A 21198-nucleotide genomic window follows, 5' to 3' on the forward strand; every position below is an offset into this window, starting at 1 on the left:
ATAGAATAAATAACTAATGAAAAGTTTACAATCACTCGAGGTTTGGTTTGTTACGGGCAGCCAGCATTTATATGGTGAAGAAACATTAAAGCAGGTGGCGCAACACTCACAGGAAATTGCCTCGTCACTGGATAATACGGAAGTGATTCCCGTCACCGTTGTTTTCAAACCAACTGTTAAATCGACTGAAGAAGTTTATGCCTTGTGTGCAGAAGCAAACAATGCAAAGAATTGTATTGGCATTATCACCTGGATGCACACATTCTCGCCAGCTAAAATGTGGATCACCGGGTTAAAAATTTTACAAAAACCTTTATTGCATTTACATACGCAATTCAACCGTGATATTCCCTGGAAAGAAATTGACATGGATTTTATGAACCTGAACCAATCAGCACATGGTGACAGGGAATTTGGATTCATTATGACGAGAATGCGGTTAGAAAGAAAAGTAGTGGTGGGACATTGGCAGAATGAGAAAGTGGCACATGATATCAGCGTTTGGAGCCGTGCTGCTGCTGCATGGCATGATTGGCAGGGAGCTAAGTTTGTCCGTTTTGGTGATAATATGCGTTATGTTGCCGTTACCGATGGCGACAAAGTTGAAGCAGAGTTAAAGTTTGGCTATTCCGTCAATACGCATGGTGTTGGTGACCTTGTCAAAGTGATCAATGAAACGTCGGATGCAGAGATCGATCAATTAGTGAAGGAATATGAAGAAAGGTATAATGTTGTTGCCTCATTACGCAAAGCAGGAGAGAAGCATACATCTATACGGGAGGCTGCAAAGATTGAGATCGGTTTGCGCAACTTTTTAGTGGCCGGCAATTACAAAGGTTTTACCGATACATTTGAAGACCTGCATGGCATGGTACAGTTGCCGGGTATTGCTTCCCAGCGATTGATGGGCGAAGGTTATGGATTTGGTGGTGAAGGTGACTGGAAAACATCGGCATTGGTAAGAGCGATGAAAGTGATGGGCACTGGTTTGCCCGGTGGCAATTCTTTCATGGAAGATTATACCTATCACTTCGAGCCAAATAATAATATGGTACTCGGCTCACACATGCTGGAGATCTGTGAAAGCATTGCAGAAGGAAAACCTTCCTGCGAAATACATCCATTAGGCATTGGCGGCAAAGCCGATCCTGTACGACTTGTTTTCAACGTAGCCGGTGGTGCAGCGTTGAATGCTTCTATTATTGATATGGGTAATCGTTTCCGTTTATTGGTAAATGATGTGACGGCTGTTTCGCCCAAGTACGATCTTCCCAAGCTACCCGTGGCAAGAGTATTGTGGAAACCACATCCCGATATGCTTGATGGTTTAGCTGCCTGGATCTATGCGGGTGGTGCTCATCATACTTGTTATAGTCAAAACCTGACTGCTGAATACTTACAGGATTTTGCAGCCATGGCAAAGATCGAATGTGTGTTGATCGATAAAAAAACCGATTTGAACAGGTTTAAGAACGAATTAAAATGGAGTGAAGTATATTACAAGGTTAATGGTTAATACAAACTAAATTTTTAATCTCCCACAATCATCAAAACATAACGATCAATACGTATGAAGAATCTTTCAGTAGCGGACATCTCCGTTTTTGTTATTTACTTTTTTATAGTAGCAGGCTATGGTTACTGGATCTATCGCAAAAAGAAAAAAGCGGTTACTGATACACACGACTTTTTCTTAGCCGAAGGCTCATTGACATGGTGGGCTATTGGTGCTTCACTCATCGCTTCTAATATCTCTGCCGAGCAGTTTATTGGTATGAGTGGCGAAGGTTTTTTTGCCGGTATAGCCGTGGCGGCCTATGAGTGGATCGCCGCCGTTGCCTTAATCATTATCGCCGTTTGGTTCATGCCGGTATACCTGAAGAATAAGATCTTCACCATGCCGCAGTTTCTTAAGCAGCGGTATAATGGCACAGTGGCCATGATCATGACCGTGTTTTGGTTATTCCTGTATGTATTTGTGAACCTTACATCCATTCTGTACCTGGGTGCCGTAGCCATTGATGGACTACTCGGCGGTGGTCATTTGCATACCATCATGATCGTGCTGGCGCTGTTTGCATTGATCATCACATTGGGCGGGATGAAAGTGATCGGTTACACCGATGTGATACAAGTAGCCGTGTTGATCATTGGTGGATTAGCCACAACTTATTTGGCGTTGACCATTGTGAGTGAAAGATTTGGTTTTGGTAAAGATGCCCTGGCCGGTTTTAATGTATTATTAAAGGAAGCCCCGGATCATTTTCATATGATCTTTAATAAGCCTGCACAGGATGCGCCTCAAATACAAATTGACCGTTATCTCGTGTTGCCGGGTATTGCGATGTATTTTGCAGGGCAATGGATCGTTAACCTCAACTATTGGGGATGTAATCAGTACATCACGCAAAGAGCGTTGGGTGCTGATCTGAAAACGGCCCGTACCGGTATTCTCTTTGCCGGCTTTTTAAAATTACTGATGCCGGTGATCGTAATGTTGCCAGGTATTGCAGCCTATGTGTTACACAACGGCAATCACCTGGAAAATTTCAACGGTTCAAAAGATTCCGCCTATTCATCAATCCTTGCGTTTCTTCCAAGTGGATTAAAAGGTTTGTCGATTGCGGCCTTAACCGCAGCTATTGTGGCATCACTGGCAGGCAAGCTCAACAGTATCTCTACTATTTACACCCTCGATATTCATAAAAAATATATCAGCAAGGGTGCCGATGAAAGGAAGCAGGTTTGGACCGGAAGAGTAACCGTATGGGTAGCGATGATCATTGCTTTAATATTTACCTGGGAAGACCTGCTGGGAATTGGCGGTGAAGGTGGTTTCACGTTCATTCAAAAATATACCGGCTTTATCAGCCCGGGTGTATTTGCCATGTTTATCTTAGGTATGTTTTGGAAAAGAACAACAGGCACAGCTGCCGTTGTCGGCGTTGTACTTGGCCTCGTGCTGGCTATTTTCTTCAACAACTATGCGCCTACTGTGTTGGGACACGAAACATGGTTGTATACGGCCTATAAAACAGTTGAAGGGGGTAAAGAGGTTTGGAGAATACCGTTCCTCATTAACATGGGCTGGTCATTCTTTTTTACCGTATTGACCATGATTGCGATTAGTCTCCGCGGACCAAAGGTTAACCCTCACGCTTTCATATTGGATAAGGAAATGTTTAAAGTAAGTCCTGCACATATCGTAATGATCGTGGTGACATTGTTGGTATTGGCTGCCCTTTATATCAGGTTCTGGTAAAATAAGGCATGTAGATTGCCGCAATTTGGACTTTAATCCGGAAGTGCAAAAAGTATAATAGCCATTATGCTTTTTGCACTTTTTTTATTTTGCATTTTTTAATCCATATTGCTGTAACATTGTTATACCATTTGGAAATTAATCTCATCTCATAAACTATTGGTATAATGCCGACAGACATGATGTATTTTCAATAGTATTACTTTTATGTCTCGTCGGTATTATTACTGTTTGTATGGAATCGCTGCGTCCTTTGCTTACTACTTATGCTTATAACATCCTTGGTTCAGTAGATGAGGCCAGGGATGTGGTGCAGGACGCCTTTCTGAAATTTATAGAAATTGATTCCAGTAAAATTGAGAATGAGAGGGCCTATCTTATCCGAACAGTTATTAATCTTTCTATCAACCAAAAAAAACGTCAACGCAAACTGGTAGCTGAATATCCCGGTCAGTGGCTGCCCGAACCTGTAGCGACAGACTATGCTGATACCAACCTTAACAGGAAGGAAATTCTATCGTACTCATTAATGGTGCTGCTGGAAAAGCTAAATCCGAAGCAAAGAGCCGTCTTTATTTTGAAAGAAGGGTTTAATTACGATCATGAAGAAATAGCGGAAGTGCTGGATATAACCGTTGAAAATTCCAGGAAATTATTGAGTCGGTCTAAAGCACTGCTGCAACAGGCACAACCAAGCGAAGAAAGAACTGTTTCACTGGATTATTTGAATAAATATATGCATGTAATTCATGCCGGTGATATGCAGGGGCTGGAACGTTTGCTAACAGATGAAATAACGGTTGTTTCCGATGGTGGTGGTAAGGTTTCCGCATTTATGAAACCTGTCAAGGGAAGGGGATCTGTAGTGGCCCTGTTAATGGGCATTACGAAAAAGTTTTATCACGATATCCGGCTCGAACAAAAATGGATCAATCACCAGCCGGCACTTTTTTATTATGACAACGATAAGCTTGTCAATTGCCAGGTGTTTTCCATAACAAACGGGCATATAGATAAAATATACTTCATGCGAAACCCGGACAAACTGAAGGAGCTGGAAAATATTTCCTGAAACCTGTCACGTTTTGTTGCCCTCGTTTGTTTTTATACAAATCAAAATTTTTTAATCATGGAAAGAATTTCTCACAGGGATTTGCCCAATGGATTGATGCAATCGATGTTGCAGGTACAACATTATATAGACAACTCTGGCCTGGATTTTAAATTATTGGAGCTTGTCCGGATGCGGGTATCACAAATTAATAGCTGTGCTTATTGTTTGGATATGCATTTTAAAGAAGGCGTCGCCGCCGGCGAGACGCCACTTCGTTTAGTATCTGTGTCAGCATGGCGGGAAACACCTTATTATTCGTTGAAAGAACAGGCGGCATTGGCATTTGCAGAAGTTTTAACAAGACTGCCCGAAGAGCAGCATAGTGATGATATTCATGATGAACTGGAAAAACATTTCACCAAAGAGGAGATTGCTAACCTTACCCTTGCCGTTGCACAAATCAATTCCTGGAACCGCTTAACCAGGTCATTCGGTACAGTGCCGGGCAATTACCAGCCAAGACAAGCCGTTGCGGCTAATTAAGATCATCCGACAGGTAATATTGAAAGAGGCTGTCAACAAAGCTTAAAATTTCACGCCTACCTGCGGTAGGCAGGCAGCGAAGGCTAAGCGAAAAGCGGCGCAACGACGAATCAATAGTTTTCAAATCGTCGCATTCCCAGCCTACCGTCAGGCAGGTTTGCTTTCTTTGCCTTTGCGAGAAAATACTTTTGACAGCCTCTTTTATTTGAATTTTTTAGGTAGATGCTAAGTCAAAATAGAATTTAAAAACAAATGCGCTAACTTTTGGCTTTAAATAGCCAAACATGCAGGTACAAACTAACATTGCTTCCGCCAATACATCATTAAAAGGATATGGGTACCCGATAAGGGTTTCGCTAATCGCAGCGCTGGGTGGTTTTTTATTCGGTTTTGAAACAGCGGTTATCTCGGGTGCTGAAAAAACGATTCAACAGCTTTGGTCGTTGAGTTCGGGTTGGTTGGGGTTTACAGTTGCTTCCAGTTTGATCGGTACTGTAATCGGTTCGCTGATTGCCGGTATTCCTGCACAGAAGTATGGAAGAAAAAAAGTGTTGACGGCCATCGCCATACTCTATCTTCTTTCTGCTATTGGTTGTGGTCTTACACCCGTGTGGGCCTTGTTTATCTTTTTTCGTTTCATGGGGGGTATTGCAGTAGGTGCTTCTTCAGTGGTAGGGCCAATGTATATTTCTGAAATAGCCCCGGCAAACATTCGTGGACGGCTAGCCGGTTCTTTCCAGGTCAATATCGTATTGGGTATTCTCATTGCATTCCTTACTAACTTTTTACTGCGGGATATCGGTGATGATGCCTGGCGGTGGATGCTGGGTATCATGGTGATACCGGCGGCTTTGTTCGCCTTGCTGGTAAGAACTATTCCTGAAAGCCCAAGATGGCTGGTATTGAATGGCAGGGACGAAGAAGCCAAAAAGATTTTTGAAAGAACAGGCGAACCCGATGCCGTAGGATTGATAAAAGAAGAACATGAATTATCAAAACAGGGGATCAAAGAAAGTTTATTCAATGGAAAATTCAACAAACCGATTTTTTATGCCGTGCTGTTGGCTATGTTCAACCAGTTGTCCGGCATCAATGCCATTATTTATTATGCCCCACGCATTTTTGAAATGGCCGGATTTGACCAGGCCAATGCTTTTCAGCAATCCGTATACATCGGTGCTGCCAATTTGTTTTTCACACTGCTGGCTATGACCGTGATCGATAAGTTTGGCAGGAAGAAATTGTTATTGATCGGGGCCGCGGGCATGATCGTTTTTCTTGCATTGACGGCTGTAGCCTTCAATAGCCCCGGCGGTGGTGGTAATGCTGTCATTGTTTACCTGATTGGCTTTATTGCCTTTTTTGCCTTTTCGCAAGGTGCTGTTATCTGGGTTTTTATTTCCGAGATTTTCCCAAATTCCATTCGCTCCCAGGGCGGATCGTTGGGAAGCTTTACGCATTGGATCATGGCTGCCGCTATCTCATGGATATTTCCCATCATCGTGGAAGGAAGTCCCAAGGGCGGTTTTTATTCGTTTATCTTTTATAGCCTGATGATGCTGCTGTCTTTTATTTTTATCTGGCGGGTGATGCCTGAAACAAAAGGGAAATCGCTTGAACAGATACAAAAAGAACTGGGGATCAAGTAAGATCTTTCGCAAACAAACGGGTGTGAGGTTTGGTTGGTAAACCTGCTGTCGGCACTTAATTTTGCCGGAATATGTTCAAAGCAATTTTATTCGACCTGAATGGAACGATGATTAATGATATGGAATATCATATCAACGCATGGTACAACCTATTGAATGACCTGGGCGCCCGGCTCAGTATCGAAGAAACAAAGCTGCAGTGTTATGGCAAAAACCAGGAGTTGCTCGAAAGAATTTTTCCTGGCCGGTTTTCTGACCAGGAAATGGAGAAGATGAGCATGGAAAAGGAAAAAAAATACCAGCAAACCTTCCGGCCTCATTTAAAACTCATAGCGGGTCTGGATGAATTTTTGCAGGAGAATAAAGAAACCGGTATAAAAATGGGAATCGGTACAGCGGCTATACGGTTTAATGTAGATTTTGTGCTGGACGGATTACAACTGCATCATTATTTTGACTCAATTATTACTGCTGATGATGTCATCAACAGCAAACCTGACCCGGAAACTTTTTTAAAAGGCGCCGGGCAGTTAGGGGTCCTGCCCGAAGAATGTCTTGTATTTGAAGATTCACCCAAAGGAGCCGAAGCAGCACTGCATGCAGGCATGAAATGCGTGGCTATTACCACCATGCATGAGCCCGGGGATTTTAATGGCGCTAACATTATTAAGTTCATAAGTTCGTATGAAAAAGGATTGATCGATATGCTGAATTGAGAAAGATAGAGAAGATCTAACTTCAATTTTGCACGCCATGCCTTTAAGAAAATATAACGAAACACCTTCGCTTGTCTCTGTTGACTGTGTCATCTTCGGATTTGATGGACAGGATATAAAATTATTACTCATTCACCGCGGGTTTGAACCGGAGAAAGGCAAATGGAGCCTGATGGGTGGATTTGTTCAAAAGAATGAGGGCCTTAATGCTGCGGCTTCACGGGTATTGAAACAACTGACAGGATTGGAAGGTGTGTATATGGAACAACTGCATGCTTTCGGTGATCCGAAACGGGACCCGGTGGAAAGGACAATATCGATCGTCTACTTTGCTTTAATTGACATTCATCAGTACGAAAAACAATTAAGCGACAATTATAAGCCCGAATGGTTTTATTTAAAAGAACTGCCCCATCTCATATTCGATCATGCTGAAATGGTGGATGTAGCACACCAGCGGTTAAAGTACAAAGCTGCTTTGCATCCTATTTTATTTGAATTGCTGTCAAAGAAATTTACAATCCCCAATTTACTGACGCTTTACAAGGCGGTGTATGAAAAAGAGTTTGATAAAAGAAATTTTGTACGGAAGCTGGCCTCCACCGGCATATTGATCCGGCAAAAAGACAAAGAAAAACATACTTCCAAAAAAGGAGCTTTTTATTATAAGCTGGACAAAAGAAAGTATTCGAACAGCCTGCAGGCATTTATGAGCCTTTTACCAACAAAAGATATTTTCAAATAAAAATCCGGAGCAATAGAATAGTTGAACCACAAAGGCACGGAGGCACGAAGGATCACGAAGCAATTAATCTTTGTGTATCACTGGTCTTTGTGGCTTGATGGTTCAAAAAAGCTTACCGTCATTTGACGGTGTATTGATCATAGCGGTTGAAAAATGCTTCCAGTTCATTTTGATCCGGCTTTATTTCGCCATTTGCAATTTTTGATAATTCAATAAAAAAGTTTTCCCGGTTTTTGAAGCCAATGGAAAGTATCTGCATCCTGCTATTGGGAAGGTTGCTGCTGAAACCATGTGGCTGAAACGGAGAAGCGATGAACGTATCACCGGGACGAAGCACTTCAGAATCCTGCGGCAGGTGAAAAGTAAATTCTCCTTCCAGCACAGTGAATATTTCGGTGATGGTTTTATGAATATGCAGACCGGCTTTAAGACCGGCATCTTTATAGTAGCCCTCAAAATAACAGATGTCCTCCTGCACGGGATGTGATGTAAAATGAAAAAGGTACTCGCTTTTCCCGGTGACGGTTTTTGTTTTTTCTGAGCGGCGAATGATCGGCAGTATTTGTGTTATCATTAAGTTTTATTAAAAGGTAAAGATAACAGACGATTGCGGTTGTTTTGGTAGTGTCTCAGGTTGAGTCTTTGTTTTTTCACGCAATGTCGAAAATGGAGCAAAGTCGAAAAAAAATTACTCGACGCTTTGCGGCTTATAATCTTTGCAACTTTGCGTGAAATTTTCAAACTAAGACACTATCTGGCAAGGAAGGAGGCAACACAATTTATATGCGTAACTTAAGTGAAGTATGTTTCGGATAGTTATCAATAATTCAAGTTTGCTCCGAAATCGTCCTGCCATTTACATCCTTTTATTGATTTTGGCGTTACATTTTATAAACTTCAGGATGGAAAAAGAAAAAGTGGTTATAGGATTTACAGGAGATGTGATGATCGGCAGAACGGTGGACCCTGTCATTTCCCGTGAGGGTTATTTGTATGTATGGGGTGATGTATTGCCTGTAATGCGCAGCACCGATGTGAACATCATCAACCTGGAAACCACCTTAACTACAAGCAACAAGAAAGTACCAAAGGTCTTTAATTTTAAAGCCGCTCCTGATAAAGTAAAATCACTCACTGAGGCACACATCACTATTGCTAACCTCGCCAATAATCATATTCTCGATTACTCGGAAGAAGGGATGATAGAAACCATACAGACGCTGAAAAAAGCAGGCATCCTGTATGCAGGCGCCGGCATGAATAGCGACGAAGCCGCGAAGCCCGTAATACTGGAGAAAAAGAAATTCAGGATAGGAGTGCTGGGTTTTACGGATAATGAATCGGGATGGGAAGCAGGCACTGGCAAGAGCGGTACCAATTATATAAACGTATCAAACGAAACGCACAGGCAAAGAGCACTTGAAGCCATAGAGAAACTGGGAAAGCGGGTGGATATAGTGATTGTAAGCCTTCACTGGGGACCGAATATGAGGGAAGCGCCATCCAAACCATTTGTTGCCTTTGCACATGAAATGATTGAACATGGGGCCGATATTATTCACGGGCACAGCGCCCATATTTTCCAGGCAATAGAAGTTTATAAAAACAAACTGATATTGTATGATACAGGAGATTTTGTTGATGATTACGTTGTGCACCCGGTATTGAAAAACGACCACTCATTTTTTTACAAAGTAGAAATAAGCAGCGGGGGTATTGAAAACCTGGAGCTGATTCCCGTGCTGATAAGCAATTACCAGGTAAACCTGGCAGAAAAAGAAAATTATGAGTGGAGCATGAAGCGGGTGCAGCAACTTTCCTCGCCGTTTGGAACCGTTATTAGCAATAACGGTGAAGTAAAAATAGAATAGAGGCAACGTGAATGAGAATAATTCATCGTTAGGGTGCTGAAAAAATCCGAAGCCCGATTGAATTGTTTTAACGACAGTCTAAAATGTATAACATTAAGACGTTAGTTTTCAGTGGCCGTGTCAGATCAAGTTTCTTGTTTTCTTGCCTGTTATAACATAAATTTATGCATTGGCTGCAAGCTATGAGCGTCTAACGTCCTGAAATAGGTTGAAACGAAATCGTGTAATCTAAATCAGGCAACTCATAAAAATGGACAACGTATTAATTACACCATCTAATTTGTTTTACACTTTACCTGATTTTAATTGGTATCTACTCAATAATAAATTTGTAACCCCTGCCATGTACGTTAATAAATTTAAAGGAGTTATCGTCGCTTAATTTCTTACGTAATTTAGACACCAATACATCAACATTTCTACTGATTACAACGATACCTTCATCTTCCCAAATTTCTTTCATCAGCTTTTCCCTTTCCACGATTTGATTTATATTTTCTGCAAATATTTTTAGTGCTTTTGTTTCTTTTTCCGAAAGCGTAATACTTTCCTTCTCATTTTTAAGAACATTATTGCCTGTATAAAATCTAAAGTTTCCTAATTGTATGTAATCACTATTATCGACGATTGATTCTTTCTCTTCTTTTTTCCGAAACTTATCTTTCATATAAAAAACCAGCAAACTCAAAGGAATAATCAACAGCAACAACCAAAAGAAATTAAACTTGTTTTTCTTCAAAAGTTCAATTTCAATAACATAACAACCAACCTCCAGCTTACGGCCTCTGCATGGTGTTAAATCGCCTGCCTGGCCATTTATTTCGAATGCAAACACAGTTTCATTTTGTTTACAATTCCTCAAATTCACTATATAACCGGTTGCCGGTGCATTTTTTTGAAATGTTCGTTGAACTAAATTGATGAGTGAATCTGAAATAAAGCCAAAGTCATTTTGAAAGGAGATCTGATATGTATTTTCATTTAATTTCTTAACCGGCATCACCCGGGATGAAGAATCTTTAGCTGTAAGCAAAAGCTGGTGTCCTAAATCACGTAATACAACTTCTACATGCTTCTCCGGGATTTCATTCTTTTTATTGATAAATGCAACAGCAGAAATCAAAATAGCAATTATCATGATTGAAGATCCGAACAGAATAAATGGCTTCATGTGTGCAAAATAATCTATTAAACCTCAGTTTTCGGTGGTTTTACAAATGTTTTACGTCTCATTTACACTTCTTTACTATTAAAAAGCTCCAGGATAGTTGACGCCCAATATATTTACTTTATTGTTTCACCAAATAAAGTATAGTCATGAAAATCTTTAGCCTTGCGTTTTTGCTCCTTTTTTTATACCCCTTTGTATTTCCGATCACGGATAGTCAGCAAAAACTAAATAAAAATAAGTCGGGGGTTGCAAATATCGTTTTTAAATCTACTGATGGCGGACAAACCTGGCAGGACATCAGCAAAGGGCTGCCAGAAAATTTGCAGAAAGATAGTATCCGGGGAAATAGCTTCTTTGCAAATGATAAAGGGCTGTTTTTAAGGGTTGGAAACGGACTCTATCACAGTACACCAAATGCCACAGCTCCTTTTTGGACCAAAGAGATTTTCCCTGACCAACATCGCAGCATTGCGTCCGGGATAGTTACCAACAATTACTGGGGTATAAATTTGAAAAAATCAGACGGAACGAGTGTATGGTCGCCGATATTCGAAAATTTTCACGAGCCACGGATACGCACCGTTTTTGAGACTGCAGGAGGTGCAATTTTCATCGGCACCGACAGAGGCTTTTTTAAAACTACTAACAGTGGAAATACCTGGAAACATGTCCATGCCGGAGGCCTGGTAGGGCATTTGGCAGAGTCGGATGGCGTACTGCTGGCGACCAGTATGAGAAGGATAATAAGATCCACCGATGATGGCGAAAACTGGGCGGTGGTGACAACTGAGGGCAGTGTGGCTTTCGATATAAAACCGATCAATGGTGGGTTCGCTGCTATCACTGCTGGTTCAGAGAAGGGTACCAGGAGTTTAATGACATCCTACGACGCAGGTAAAACCTGGCAGCCCATTGATGCCAGCGACAAAGTTTTTATTGATTCAATATGGCGGACCTGGAATGATCGCCCTCGTGTGCAAGCCTTCCAGACTTCAATTATCCAGGTTGGTGAAAACTTCTTTTGTACTCATCCTGACGGCATTTTCAGATCATCAGACAAGGGAAAAACATGGAAATTATTACTTCCTTCTGTAGAAGATAAGGGCTTCAATTTATTTGTTTCAGGCAACGTGATCTATGCCATACCCAGCAAGGGTGGATGTTGAAAAACTCAGGTTAACTTTCATCCGTTGTTTAAAATTATCTAAAGTGGCAGATATGGCTAGAAGGACCAAAGTTTGTTGGTTTATTAACCCCGATGTAGAACAAACAGGGAAAAATTAAATAAAAGCAAAAGACCAAAATGATACTGACCTGATCAGTATGATTATTAATAGAACAATAGATCAAACTGTTGCAATGATAGCAAAATGAAATAAATGATTTTTTTATAGAATATTCATATTCATTAAAGTCGATAACATATAAAGTTAAAGCTACTTCAAAAAAAAGTAGTTCATATTAGCCATGCGCCCAACAAGGAGTCCTATGTATATAAGCGTAGGAGAAGTAGTCTATGGTTTAATTTTATTTCTATTGAAAGCAATCCCGAATGCTTTCGCCACCGCATTGTCCGGCTAACCAGGGCTAAAGCCCTTTGGATAAGGTTTTGAGTTTAACTTCAGCCTTAGGCTGGAGTTAATGAAACTCTCAGTAAGGGCTTAGCCCTGGCGACTAATTTATTAGCCGGACAATAATGATTTAATTGATTGCGTGTTTATAAAAGATTGTATCCACTTTCATCAGTGGAAATTGTTTTGGCAATTCCTGCATGGGAATCCGGGTAAAACCATTTTTTTCATAGAAGCGGTGTGATGCCTGCAGTTGTTCAACTGTTCCGAGAAACAGGTTTTTCATTTCGTACTGCGTTGCCCATTCCATCAAAGCCTGCAGAAGCTGGTAAGCTACTTTATAAACTTTTCCCCTGTACTCTGCCTGCACAAACATTTTTCTTATTACGCCTGTATTGTCGCCGATATCTATCAGGCCTATCGTACCGATGGGCTGATCATCGTGCAAGGCGACCCAGAAATTTCCTTTCCCGGTTTGATATATTTCCGGGATTTGCTGAAGATCAGGCTGTGCTTCCAGGGTTACGGGTATATTGAATTCTTTTTGCTGAATGGTCAGTATGAGTTCGATAATGCGGGATAAATATTTATCCCTGTATGTAGTTATTTCAATCATGTTTTAAAATAGCAAAACGGTAACGCAAAATACCCTAAGTATACTGGCAGAAGATGTATCAGATTGAAGAATACGGGATGTATCACATTCTTAAAGCCGGAGTTGCTACTTTGAAATCGAACATACAGCCTATGTTCCGCTGAACATAATTTATGCCCAATCCCCGCCATAAATAGGTATGTTCATGCAATGAGACATATTCCTTCGTTACCGATACAGCAATTCTTCCTGCTATTTGTTCTTTCCGTGGCACCTGCATTTAAATTACAGGCACAGGATATCATCAGTAATTATCAGCAGTTCATTGCAGCGTATAATGAAAAAAAATATGAACAGTGTGTTCAGCTTGGAGCGCCGCTGGCAAAGTACACCGATCATCCGGGTATTCAATACAAGCTGGCAGAGTGTTATTGTCAGACTGATCAGCTCCCCAAAAGCCTGGATCTGCTTGGTCTTCTGGCCAGGCGGGGCCTGCCTTACAAGGTGGAAGAAAATAAAGGGTTTTCGCGGCTGTATGGCGATAAGCGTTTTGCTGAATATACAGAGGCTTTCATGAAAAACCGTACTGTCGTCAACATGAGTACGGTTTCATTTGTGATCAATGATTCCCTGTTAATACCAGAAGGGATCGCATTTGATAGTTTGCATCAAACATTTTTTGTTGGTAGCCTGGCCAGGCACAAAGTGATCCGGTGTTCAGGTAATGGCAACTGCTCCGATTTTGTGACTGGTAAACAGTCCGGCTTCTGGATGGCACTCGGAATGAAAGTGAGTCCTGACTTCAAAAGTTTATGGATATGCAGTGCCTCAGAAAAAGATGAATTGACCGGGTATTCCGGCATATTCAGATTTGAAATACCCTCAGGAAAACTGATCCAAAAATTTGTAGCGGATAATAAAAAGGGGCCGCATTTATTCAATGATCTCGTCATAACCGAAAGAGGCGATATTTATTTTACAGACAGCAAGGGAGGGAAAGTCTGGCGAATCCTTCAGGGAAGTGATACATTGACGGAATATGCTGCCGGCTTTGTTTACCCGAATGGCATTGCAACTGATGAAGAAAAAAAGGTCATTTTTGTTGCTGATTTTACCGGACTACACATAATTGACCTTGTAACAGGAAAACGATCACCACTTAGTCACCGGGGGCAGACCTATCTGAACGGAATTGATGGTCTTTATTATTACAAAGGATCGTTGATTGGTATACAGGATTCCGGAAATCAGGATGACAGAGTAGTCAGGTTTTATTATGATTTAAAAAAGAACACTATCACTAAGACGGAGACACTGCAAACTTTTCGTAAGGATTTTATTATTCCTACAACAGGAACACTGGTAAACGAAGAGTTTCACTATATCGCCAACGCCCAGCTACGGAGCCTGCAGCCAGATGGCAGTCTCACAAATCCTGAAAAGTTAGTGAAGCCGGTTATTCTGAAACTGAAGGTGGAGTAACACCGCTTTAAGAGCGACGAGTTCCTCGCCGAAGACTCCGAAAGTTAGTTAGTTTACACTGGAGGAGACCTCGTCGGGAAGAAATATGAGAAAAGTGATAAAGTTGAAGAATGCAAAGCATAGCTTATGAAAGCGAATTGACCCAGGTTAGCTTGTAACTATCATTGTGCGATATGCAGGTAAACATAAAATTGCTGGTAAATGTGAAATCAACAGTTTCCTTTTCGTTGGCGAGGTGAAGCCGGCCACCTGTCAATACTTCAATAGACGAAATACGAAACGGCGCCCAACCCGGCTGGCTTTCTTCTAAACGATTGTTATCGGCTGGACGAAAAGCTAATCTTTCCACAAGCTTTTGCAACGGGGCAAAATCACAAAGCGAGGCAGTAACAGCAAAAGATGATGAATTGTGTTGACCGGGGTGGTTGGTGTTTGGCTTTTTCATTGTAAAGGCTTTAAGGATTGATGAATTATAATGACTACCTGAAGGTAAAACCACTCAGGGGCTGAAGCCAATAGAACGAGCTATGCTTTTGATGTAATAAAAGGATGGGAGGCATTGTAGAGTTTAAACTACAAAGTTTTCTGAACCCTGGTAGGATTCCATTGTTGTCTGTTTGTTTGATTGATTGCGTGGTGACACGCAATCAGGCTGCCTTGCTTTACGGACACGGGCCACGGCGGAAAATAATAAGGCCTTAAGTTAATGACTATGGGATCTTCATTCACCAACATCAGTAAAAATGAAAGGCCAGGTTTTATTCTATTTTGGAGAAATTCAACAACGATACAAGGTGCGGGCTACTAGTTTTTTGTATCAAGTATTACAGGGGCGTCGCCTTTACCCATAATGATGACCTTGGCGTTTTGAGATTTTGCCAGTTCCAAATACGCTTTTATCTGTTCATACTGCAACTGCTGATTCGTCAGCCCTATGTTGATGATGCGCTGGTAGTCAGCAATACCCTGCGCTTCTACTCTTTTGCGTTCGGCTTCTTGTTTTTCTTTCTGTAGAACAAACTCCATTTTTTGTGCGTCCTGCTCCGCATTGATCTTTTGCTCTATCGTTGCTTTTACGGATTGGGGTAAGGTGATATTTCTTACCAATAATTGCTCTAGTATCAATCCTCTTATTTTAAAATCTTCATCAATGCTTTTGAAAATGCGCGACTGAAATTCATCTCTTTTGGTAGAATATAGAGAAACGGCATCGTAATAAACGGCATTGTCACGGATCTTGGTTCTGGTAAGCGGACGAACAATTTTGTCGGTATAATCAACCCCCGTTTCACGAACCAGTTTCGGCGCTTCTGATGGAAGCAGTTTATATAAAACGGTCAGATCAATAGTTACTTCCAATCCATCTGCTGTCAGCACACGGATAGCGTCATCATCCTTTTTTTGCCCTTCATCAGTCATACCACTCATGGTATAGTTCTGTGTTTTTACATCCAGGCTTCTTATTTCTATAAAAGGATTAATAAAGTGCAGCCCGCTGCCCAGTACTTCGTTTTGTACTTTACCGAACAATACTTTCACACCAATCTGGCCCGCTTCAATCTGTACGATACTTTTTATCAATACCGCGGTTATCATTATTACAACCCCGGCTATCTGTAAGATTTTTGAATAACGGAATAATTCCGGGCTTCTTTTTACAATAAAGCCGGCAATCAAAACAAGAATACCAACAATAAAAACCGCCATATCAAAATCATTTAAGATGAATAAATCTGATAGTTATGATCTGAAATTACGACCCGCCTGCTCCCGGTTTTTTTTTACTAAAACGGTAACACAACTGCTCTGGTCACCGATGCCCGTTACAAATGCCATTTGGCTGTAATGTGAAAGTACTGAAAGGAAAGCTGTTCTGTGATAATATAATGAAAAGAGTTTCCCAGGGTGACAAGCAAACAGGCTGCCTTGCTTTACGGACAGGAGCCAGGGCAGAGGATTTTGTTTGATTGTGAGGCTGTCAACCGGGCTCTTATTTATGGACACGAACCACAGGGGGGATGAAGTAAATGAACGCCGTGATAAAATGGGCAATGAATTACGGAAGCCATGTGAAAAGAGTGAATGCTGCGAGAAAAGTACTACGGTTGTGAATGAACCGTGATGCGTGTCACAGTGCATCATGCGTTTTATCATGTTCGGTTACGTGGGACATGCAGCCGGGCTGCCTAACTTACTGACACGAGCCAATGCAGAGGAAGTCCTCGCCAGATTAAAGCAGTTTTATATGTAAGGAGTAGGAACCGAAACTAATTACAGTAATATCGTTTCTGGCCAGAGCATAAAATACTAAATTTGCAACATGTTTTACAGAAGAAAAATAATACTGGCATTGCTGCAACTGTTTGACGGGCAGTTGGAAAAAATTCGCTTACAAAAGCTTCTTTTCCTTTTCGCACAACGGCAGGCAAAAGCAGAGTATGATTTTGTTCCTTACCGATTTGGCTGCTACTCTTATTCCGCAAATGCCGATATGACTGCAATGGTGAGAAAAGGCATATTGAGCGAAACAAAGGAAAACTTTTCTAAAGCAGACAAAACCGATTACCTGAAATTACTAAAGCCTGAAGACAAAAAAGTTTTGACTGAAACAAAAACACTTTATGGCAGAATGAGTGCAAATGCTTTGATGAAGCACACTTATTTGAACTATCCCTTTTATGCTATCAAAAGTGAGGTGGCAGAGAAGATGTTGAATGCGGAAGAATTTGAGAAAGTTAAGAGGACAAATCCGCAAAACACAGGTACTGTATTATTCACCATTGGTTATGAAGGAATATCTCTTGAAGAATATTTAGTTCGTCTTCTCAAAAACGATGTAAAGATTTTGGTAGATGTGCGGAATAATCCAATGAGCATGAAATATGGATTTAGCAAAGGCCAGCTAAAGAAATATTGTGCAAGCCTTGGCATTGAATATATCCATTTCCCGGAAGTAGGAATACAATCGGAACAAAGGCAAGAGTTAAACACACAAACAGATTACGACAAGTTATTTGAGGCGTATCGTAAAAAGAATTTAACAACCACGGGCAAAGCCCAAACCGAAATTTTAAACTTACTGAAGAAGTATAAGCGTATTGCGTTGACTTGCTTTGAAGCCAATATTTGTCAATGCCACCGCAAGCATTTAGCGGAAGCCATTGAAAACTTGCCAGGTTTTTCTTATGAAGTAAAACACATTTGACAATGGCATTGACAAAAGTTTTAATCACTGTAAAAACATACCCGACACTTTCAGCTAAATATGATGAACTGGTTTGTACGGCTGGTTTTCGTGAAGATGGTACCTGGATAAGAATTTATCCAGTTCCATTCAGGAAAAGACCATATCATGAGCAGTATAAAAAATATGACTGGATTGAACTTGATTTGGTAAAAAATGATAGTGACTTCAGACTGGAAAGTTATCGTCCATATTCACATGACAGCGAAATAAGCATCGTTGGACACATTGACACAGAACGAAATTGGGAGGAGCGGAAAAAGATTTGCCTTGGTAAGATTTATTATAACCTTTCTGAATTAATTGCAGAAGCAAAAAACAAAAACATTAGTACTTCGCTTGCAGTTTTTAAGCCAACGCAAATCTTAGATTTTATAGCAGAACCTACTGACAAAGAGTGGGACAAGGATAAACTGGCGAAACTTAGCCAACTAAATTTGTTTGAAACAAATACAGAAGGAAAATTTGAAGTGGTGAAAAAGCTGCCGTATAAATTCTCTTTTGTATTTACAGACAATCAGGGAAGGAAAAGTCAATTGATGATTGAGGATTGGGAAACCGGACAGCTTTATTGGAACTGTCTTTCCCGGCATGAAGGCGATGAAGCAAAAGCTATTGCTGATGTTCGTAAAAAGTATTTTGAAGATTTTTCTAAAACAAAAGACCTGCATTTCTTTTTAGGTACAACACAGCAATACCACAATGTTGCACCTAATCCTTTTATCATCATTGGGACATTTCATCCGAAGAAAGAAATTCAACCACGACTATTTTAGCCGACGCACCAAGTCAGACATTCCGCCACTGTATATGTTTTAGTTGGCTCATAAAAAGATTGCCCTTCTGAATCGAAAAGCATAGTTCAAATTCCTTAATCTCCTGCCCTAAAACCTCACCACCTCCCAATAAGCCTTCTTCGGTTTAAGCCCCCTATCAAACAACAAAGGATAATCCTCTTTCCCGCACCGGGAAATTATCGAGCCAACTGCTGCGGTCGGAGATGTCCCTGAAAGTAACCGAGGTAATATGGTTTTGTATTCGATATACAACCGGCAAGGGCTTTGTCAGCTGCGGTTTTACTTAAACAAACGCATCAAGGATCAACACCCCGGCTAATCCCAAAACAGAAATGGTTGTTTCCATCAATGTCCAGGATAGAAATGTTTGTGGCAGTGAAAGTTTAAAAAACTCTTTAAACATCCAAAAGCCGGTATCGTTGACATGTGAGCCAAAGACACTCCCGGTACCTACTGCCAGCACCATCAATTCTGGTGAAGCTGATCCTGACACAACCAATGGTGCTACCACACCTGCAGCCGTAATGCCCGCCACCGTAGCCGATCCTATTGTCACCCGCAACAGGGCCGTGATGATCCAGGCAAATAATAATGGTGGCATTTTCCATTGACTGCTGAATGAAGCAATATATTGCCCCGTGCCGCTATCAGTTAATACCTGTTTGAAAACACCGCCTGCTGTAATGATCAACAGGATCATGGCAATACCTGCTATGGCATCACCCAGCCACTTCATCGTGGTGTCGATAGGTTTGCCGGCCCTTAAACCAAATTGCCAGCTTGCGAGTAATACAGCGATTAACAAGGCGATGGTAGAGTCGCCAATAAACGATACTATTTTTCTCAATAAATTTCCTTCCGGTAAAAAAGCATTGCCGATTACAGCCAGTGTGATCAGTATGACCGGTAACAGCGCAATTAAAAAACTTGGCAGGGCAGGTGGTAGGTCCTTAGCCGTTGTATCATTTTTTGAGAAAATACTCCTGACATCTACGTTGACTCCCTTCAACAGTCGTCCCAATACCGGGCCCGCCAATATCACAACCGGGATCGTAATGATTAATCCATAGATCAATGTTTTTCCCATATCCGCTTTAAAGGCATTGACAAGCACCACGGGTCCGGGATGCGGCGGCAGAAAACAATGCGTAGTGGATAGGGCCGCTGCCATTGGTATGGCGATGTATAATAGTGGCAAACCTGTTTTTCTTGCAATGGAAAATACCAGCGGCACGAGTATGACAAATCCTGCATTGTAATACAATGGAATACCGATCAAAAAGCCTGTCAGCAGTACGGCCCATTGAATGTTTTTTTCTCCAAAGCTCTTGATGAGTGTAGCCGAAATTTTTTCAGCAGCGCCGCCTTCTTCTAATATTTTTCCCAATATAGCCCCGAGACAAATAATAAGTGCCAGGCCACCGAGTGTGCTGCCCACGCCTTGCTCTATTGATTTAAGCAGGGCGGCAGGTTGCATCCCCAGCAATAAACCCGCTATGATGGCCACTATCAGCAATGACAGGAAAGGGCTGACCTTTTTGACAGTTAGAAACACCTGCAGAGCGATGGCAAACAAGATTATTAAAAAGGTCATTGCTTAACGCACCGTGTTGATGAGTGTGCCGATATTGTCAATGCTGATTTGGATTTCATCACCGCTTTGCAAGGTGAAATCATGACCCGGTACGATACCCGTGCCGGTCATTACCAGGCAGCCTTTTGGAAAAGAACATTCCCTGTACACAAATGACACCAGCTCTTCCAATGACCTTCGCATTTGATTGATGGCAATGCTTCCTTCAAATACTTTTTGATTTTGCCTGTTGATCTGCAAATGGATCATCGAATTACTATCAATGGATTTGCCGGGTACAAAGATGCAGGGGCCCAACGCAGCGCAGGCGTCATAGGTTTTGGCTTGCGGCAGGTACAATGGGTTTTCACCTTCAATACTGCGGCTGCTCATATCATTACCGATAGTATAGCCAACTATTTTTCCGGATGAAGTAACGACTAATGTCAATTCCGGTTCGGGTACATCCCAAGTTGAATCTTTGCGTATGGCAACTTTTCCCAAATGTCCAACTACACGGTGAGGTGTAGATTTAAAAAAAACTTCGGGTCTTTCTGCTTCATACACTCTTGCATAAAAATCAGCGCCACCCGTTGCTTTTGATTCTTCCTGCCTGCCTACTTTGCTACGCAGGTAAGTGACACCACATGCCCATAGCTCCTGGTTATTACCAATGGGCGCCAGTACCCCATTCAGCACACTTTTATCGGTGGGTTGTAATACGGAGATAAGTTGTTGCAGTTTTTCATAAAGCTTATCGTCGTTGATAAAGGATTCCCAGTCTTCGTTTACAAGAAAAAAATTCTCTGCGGATTCAATGACAATGCCGCTGTTGGTTTTGTATAGTTTCATCTGTTATTTTTTGAGTAATAGTGTTGTTCAATACCCGCCCCGGTTTTTAAAACCACTTAATTTCCTCATGTTG

General features: G+C 41.4%; 19 protein-coding genes. 12 read left to right on the forward strand and 7 right to left on the reverse strand.

Annotation, left to right across the window (positions count from 1 at the left end; all coding sequences use genetic code 11):
• Nucleotides 1-16: 16 nt before the first annotated feature.
• From araA to P2W73_RS01900, 7 genes are all read left to right on the forward strand, one after another.
• Complete coding sequence (gene araA, locus P2W73_RS01870; RefSeq protein ID WP_276500277.1) at nt 17-1516, forward strand: L-arabinose isomerase; 1500 nt, start codon at nt 17-19, stop codon at nt 1514-1516.
• Nucleotides 1517-1570: 54 nt separating this feature from the next.
• Nucleotides 1571-3262, forward strand: a complete 1692-nt coding sequence (locus tag P2W73_RS01875) for a sodium:solute symporter family transporter (RefSeq protein WP_276500278.1) — start codon at nt 1571-1573, stop codon at nt 3260-3262.
• Nucleotides 3263-3497: 235 nt separating this feature from the next.
• A complete protein-coding gene (locus P2W73_RS01880) occupies nt 3498-4334 on the forward strand; it encodes a sigma-70 family RNA polymerase sigma factor (RefSeq protein ID WP_276500279.1) in 837 nt (278 codons plus the stop codon).
• Between the two features lie 57 nt (nt 4335-4391).
• Nucleotides 4392-4859, forward strand: coding sequence for a carboxymuconolactone decarboxylase family protein (locus P2W73_RS01885; protein WP_276500280.1), 468 nt, complete (start codon nt 4392-4394; stop codon nt 4857-4859).
• Between the two features lie 284 nt (nt 4860-5143).
• A complete protein-coding gene (locus tag P2W73_RS01890; RefSeq protein WP_276500281.1) occupies nt 5144-6508 on the forward strand; it encodes a sugar porter family MFS transporter in 1365 nt (454 codons plus the stop codon).
• 71 nt (nt 6509-6579) lie between these two features.
• Nucleotides 6580-7224, forward strand: coding sequence for an HAD family hydrolase (locus tag P2W73_RS01895; RefSeq protein WP_276500282.1), 645 nt, complete (start codon nt 6580-6582; stop codon nt 7222-7224).
• Between the two features lie 37 nt (nt 7225-7261).
• Nucleotides 7262-7969 (forward strand): NUDIX hydrolase, encoded by a 708-nt coding sequence (locus P2W73_RS01900; RefSeq protein WP_276500283.1) that lies wholly within the window; start codon nt 7262-7264, stop codon nt 7967-7969.
• 118 nt (nt 7970-8087) lie between these two features.
• Here the strand turns inward: P2W73_RS01900 and P2W73_RS01905 are convergent, their stop codons facing one another.
• Complete coding sequence (locus P2W73_RS01905) at nt 8088-8543, reverse strand: cupin domain-containing protein (protein WP_276500284.1); 456 nt, start codon at nt 8541-8543, stop codon at nt 8088-8090.
• A 328-nt stretch (nt 8544-8871) separates the two neighbouring features.
• Here P2W73_RS01905 and P2W73_RS01910 point away from each other — a divergent pair, with 328 nt between their 5' ends.
• Complete coding sequence (locus P2W73_RS01910) at nt 8872-9840, forward strand: CapA family protein (protein WP_276500285.1); 969 nt, start codon at nt 8872-8874, stop codon at nt 9838-9840.
• 313 nt (nt 9841-10153) lie between these two features.
• Here P2W73_RS01910 and P2W73_RS01915 read toward each other — a convergent pair whose 3' ends face one another.
• Nucleotides 10154-10978, reverse strand: coding sequence for a helix-turn-helix domain-containing protein (locus P2W73_RS01915; protein WP_276500286.1), 825 nt, complete (start codon nt 10976-10978; stop codon nt 10154-10156).
• 179 nt (nt 10979-11157) lie between these two features.
• On the opposite strand from P2W73_RS01915, the gene P2W73_RS01920 reads away from it, so the two are divergent.
• On the forward strand, nt 11158-12177 hold the full coding sequence (locus P2W73_RS01920; RefSeq protein WP_276500287.1) for a WD40/YVTN/BNR-like repeat-containing protein: 1020 nt from the start codon (nt 11158-11160) through the stop codon (nt 12175-12177).
• A 535-nt stretch (nt 12178-12712) separates the two neighbouring features.
• Here the strand turns inward: P2W73_RS01920 and P2W73_RS01925 are convergent.
• On the reverse strand, nt 12713-13198 hold the full coding sequence (locus P2W73_RS01925; RefSeq protein ID WP_276500288.1) for a GNAT family N-acetyltransferase: 486 nt from the start codon (nt 13196-13198) through the stop codon (nt 12713-12715).
• A 189-nt stretch (nt 13199-13387) separates the two neighbouring features.
• Between P2W73_RS01925 and P2W73_RS01930 the strand changes: the two genes are divergently transcribed.
• Nucleotides 13388-14659 carry an SMP-30/gluconolactonase/LRE family protein gene (locus tag P2W73_RS01930; RefSeq protein ID WP_276500289.1) on the forward strand — a complete coding sequence of 424 codons (1272 nt, stop codon included), beginning with the start codon at nt 13388-13390 and terminating at the stop codon, nt 14657-14659.
• Between the two features lie 124 nt (nt 14660-14783).
• On the opposite strand, the gene P2W73_RS01935 is transcribed toward P2W73_RS01930, so the two are convergent.
• Together P2W73_RS01935 and P2W73_RS01940 are read right to left on the reverse strand one after the other, a co-directional pair.
• The gene (locus P2W73_RS01935; RefSeq protein WP_276500290.1) at nt 14784-15104 is read right to left on the reverse strand and encodes a hypothetical protein; all 321 of its coding nucleotides are present in this window, start codon (nt 15102-15104) and stop codon (nt 14784-14786) included.
• Nucleotides 15105-15463: 359 nt separating this feature from the next.
• On the reverse strand, nt 15464-16366 hold the full coding sequence (locus tag P2W73_RS01940) for a prohibitin family protein (RefSeq protein WP_276500291.1): 903 nt from the start codon (nt 16364-16366) through the stop codon (nt 15464-15466).
• A 613-nt stretch (nt 16367-16979) separates the two neighbouring features.
• On the opposite strand from P2W73_RS01940, the gene P2W73_RS01945 reads away from it, so the two are divergent.
• Both P2W73_RS01945 and P2W73_RS01950 read left to right on the forward strand, forming a co-directional pair.
• Entirely contained in the window at nt 16980-17864 is an 885-nt protein-coding gene (locus P2W73_RS01945; protein ID WP_276500292.1) for a DUF488 domain-containing protein, read from the forward strand.
• A gap of 2 nt (nt 17865-17866) precedes the next feature.
• On the forward strand, nt 17867-18679 hold the full coding sequence (locus tag P2W73_RS01950) for a DUF8758 domain-containing protein (protein ID WP_276500293.1): 813 nt from the start codon (nt 17867-17869) through the stop codon (nt 18677-18679).
• Between the two features lie 304 nt (nt 18680-18983).
• On the opposite strand, the gene P2W73_RS01955 is transcribed toward P2W73_RS01950, so the two are convergent.
• Together P2W73_RS01955 and P2W73_RS01960 are read right to left on the reverse strand one after the other, a co-directional pair.
• Nucleotides 18984-20294 carry a gluconate:H+ symporter gene (locus tag P2W73_RS01955; RefSeq protein ID WP_276500294.1) on the reverse strand — a complete coding sequence of 437 codons (1311 nt, stop codon included), beginning with the start codon at nt 20292-20294 and terminating at the stop codon, nt 18984-18986.
• Between the two features lie 3 nt (nt 20295-20297).
• Nucleotides 20298-21125 carry a fumarylacetoacetate hydrolase family protein gene (locus P2W73_RS01960; RefSeq protein ID WP_276500295.1) on the reverse strand — a complete coding sequence of 276 codons (828 nt, stop codon included), beginning with the start codon at nt 21123-21125 and terminating at the stop codon, nt 20298-20300.
• Nucleotides 21126-21198 lie beyond the last annotated feature (73 nt).

Source organism: Terrimonas pollutisoli (genome assembly GCF_029360765.1).
Classification (GTDB): domain Bacteria; phylum Bacteroidota; class Bacteroidia; order Chitinophagales; family Chitinophagaceae; genus Terrimonas_B; species Terrimonas_B pollutisoli.

Coding starts and splice junctions, on each gene's coding strand:
- P2W73_RS01905 (WP_276500284.1), bottom strand. CDS start 8,543: ATGATAACACAAATACTGCCGATCATTCGCCGCTCAGAAAAAACAAAA.
- P2W73_RS01880 (WP_276500279.1), top strand. CDS start 3,498: ATGGAATCGCTGCGTCCTTTGCTTACTACTTATGCTTATAACATCCTT.
- araA (WP_276500277.1), top strand. CDS start 17: ATGAAAAGTTTACAATCACTCGAGGTTTGGTTTGTTACGGGCAGCCAG.
- P2W73_RS01910 (WP_276500285.1), top strand. CDS start 8,872: ATGGAAAAAGAAAAAGTGGTTATAGGATTTACAGGAGATGTGATGATC.
- P2W73_RS01930 (WP_276500289.1), top strand. CDS start 13,388: ATGAGACATATTCCTTCGTTACCGATACAGCAATTCTTCCTGCTATTT.
- P2W73_RS01935 (WP_276500290.1), bottom strand. CDS start 15,104: ATGAAAAAGCCAAACACCAACCACCCCGGTCAACACAATTCATCATCT.
- P2W73_RS01915 (WP_276500286.1), bottom strand. CDS start 10,978: ATGATAATTGCTATTTTGATTTCTGCTGTTGCATTTATCAATAAAAAG.
- P2W73_RS01920 (WP_276500287.1), top strand. CDS start 11,158: ATGAAAATCTTTAGCCTTGCGTTTTTGCTCCTTTTTTTATACCCCTTT.
- P2W73_RS01875 (WP_276500278.1), top strand. CDS start 1,571: ATGAAGAATCTTTCAGTAGCGGACATCTCCGTTTTTGTTATTTACTTT.
- P2W73_RS01955 (WP_276500294.1), bottom strand. CDS start 20,294: ATGACCTTTTTAATAATCTTGTTTGCCATCGCTCTGCAGGTGTTTCTA.
- P2W73_RS01900 (WP_276500283.1), top strand. CDS start 7,262: ATGCCTTTAAGAAAATATAACGAAACACCTTCGCTTGTCTCTGTTGAC.
- P2W73_RS01925 (WP_276500288.1), bottom strand. CDS start 13,198: ATGATTGAAATAACTACATACAGGGATAAATATTTATCCCGCATTATC.
- P2W73_RS01940 (WP_276500291.1), bottom strand. CDS start 16,366: ATGGCGGTTTTTATTGTTGGTATTCTTGTTTTGATTGCCGGCTTTATT.
- P2W73_RS01945 (WP_276500292.1), top strand. CDS start 16,980: ATGTTTTACAGAAGAAAAATAATACTGGCATTGCTGCAACTGTTTGAC.
- P2W73_RS01950 (WP_276500293.1), top strand. CDS start 17,867: ATGGCATTGACAAAAGTTTTAATCACTGTAAAAACATACCCGACACTT.
- P2W73_RS01895 (WP_276500282.1), top strand. CDS start 6,580: ATGTTCAAAGCAATTTTATTCGACCTGAATGGAACGATGATTAATGAT.
- P2W73_RS01960 (WP_276500295.1), bottom strand. CDS start 21,125: ATGAAACTATACAAAACCAACAGCGGCATTGTCATTGAATCCGCAGAG.
- P2W73_RS01885 (WP_276500280.1), top strand. CDS start 4,392: ATGGAAAGAATTTCTCACAGGGATTTGCCCAATGGATTGATGCAATCG.
- P2W73_RS01890 (WP_276500281.1), top strand. CDS start 5,144: ATGCAGGTACAAACTAACATTGCTTCCGCCAATACATCATTAAAAGGA.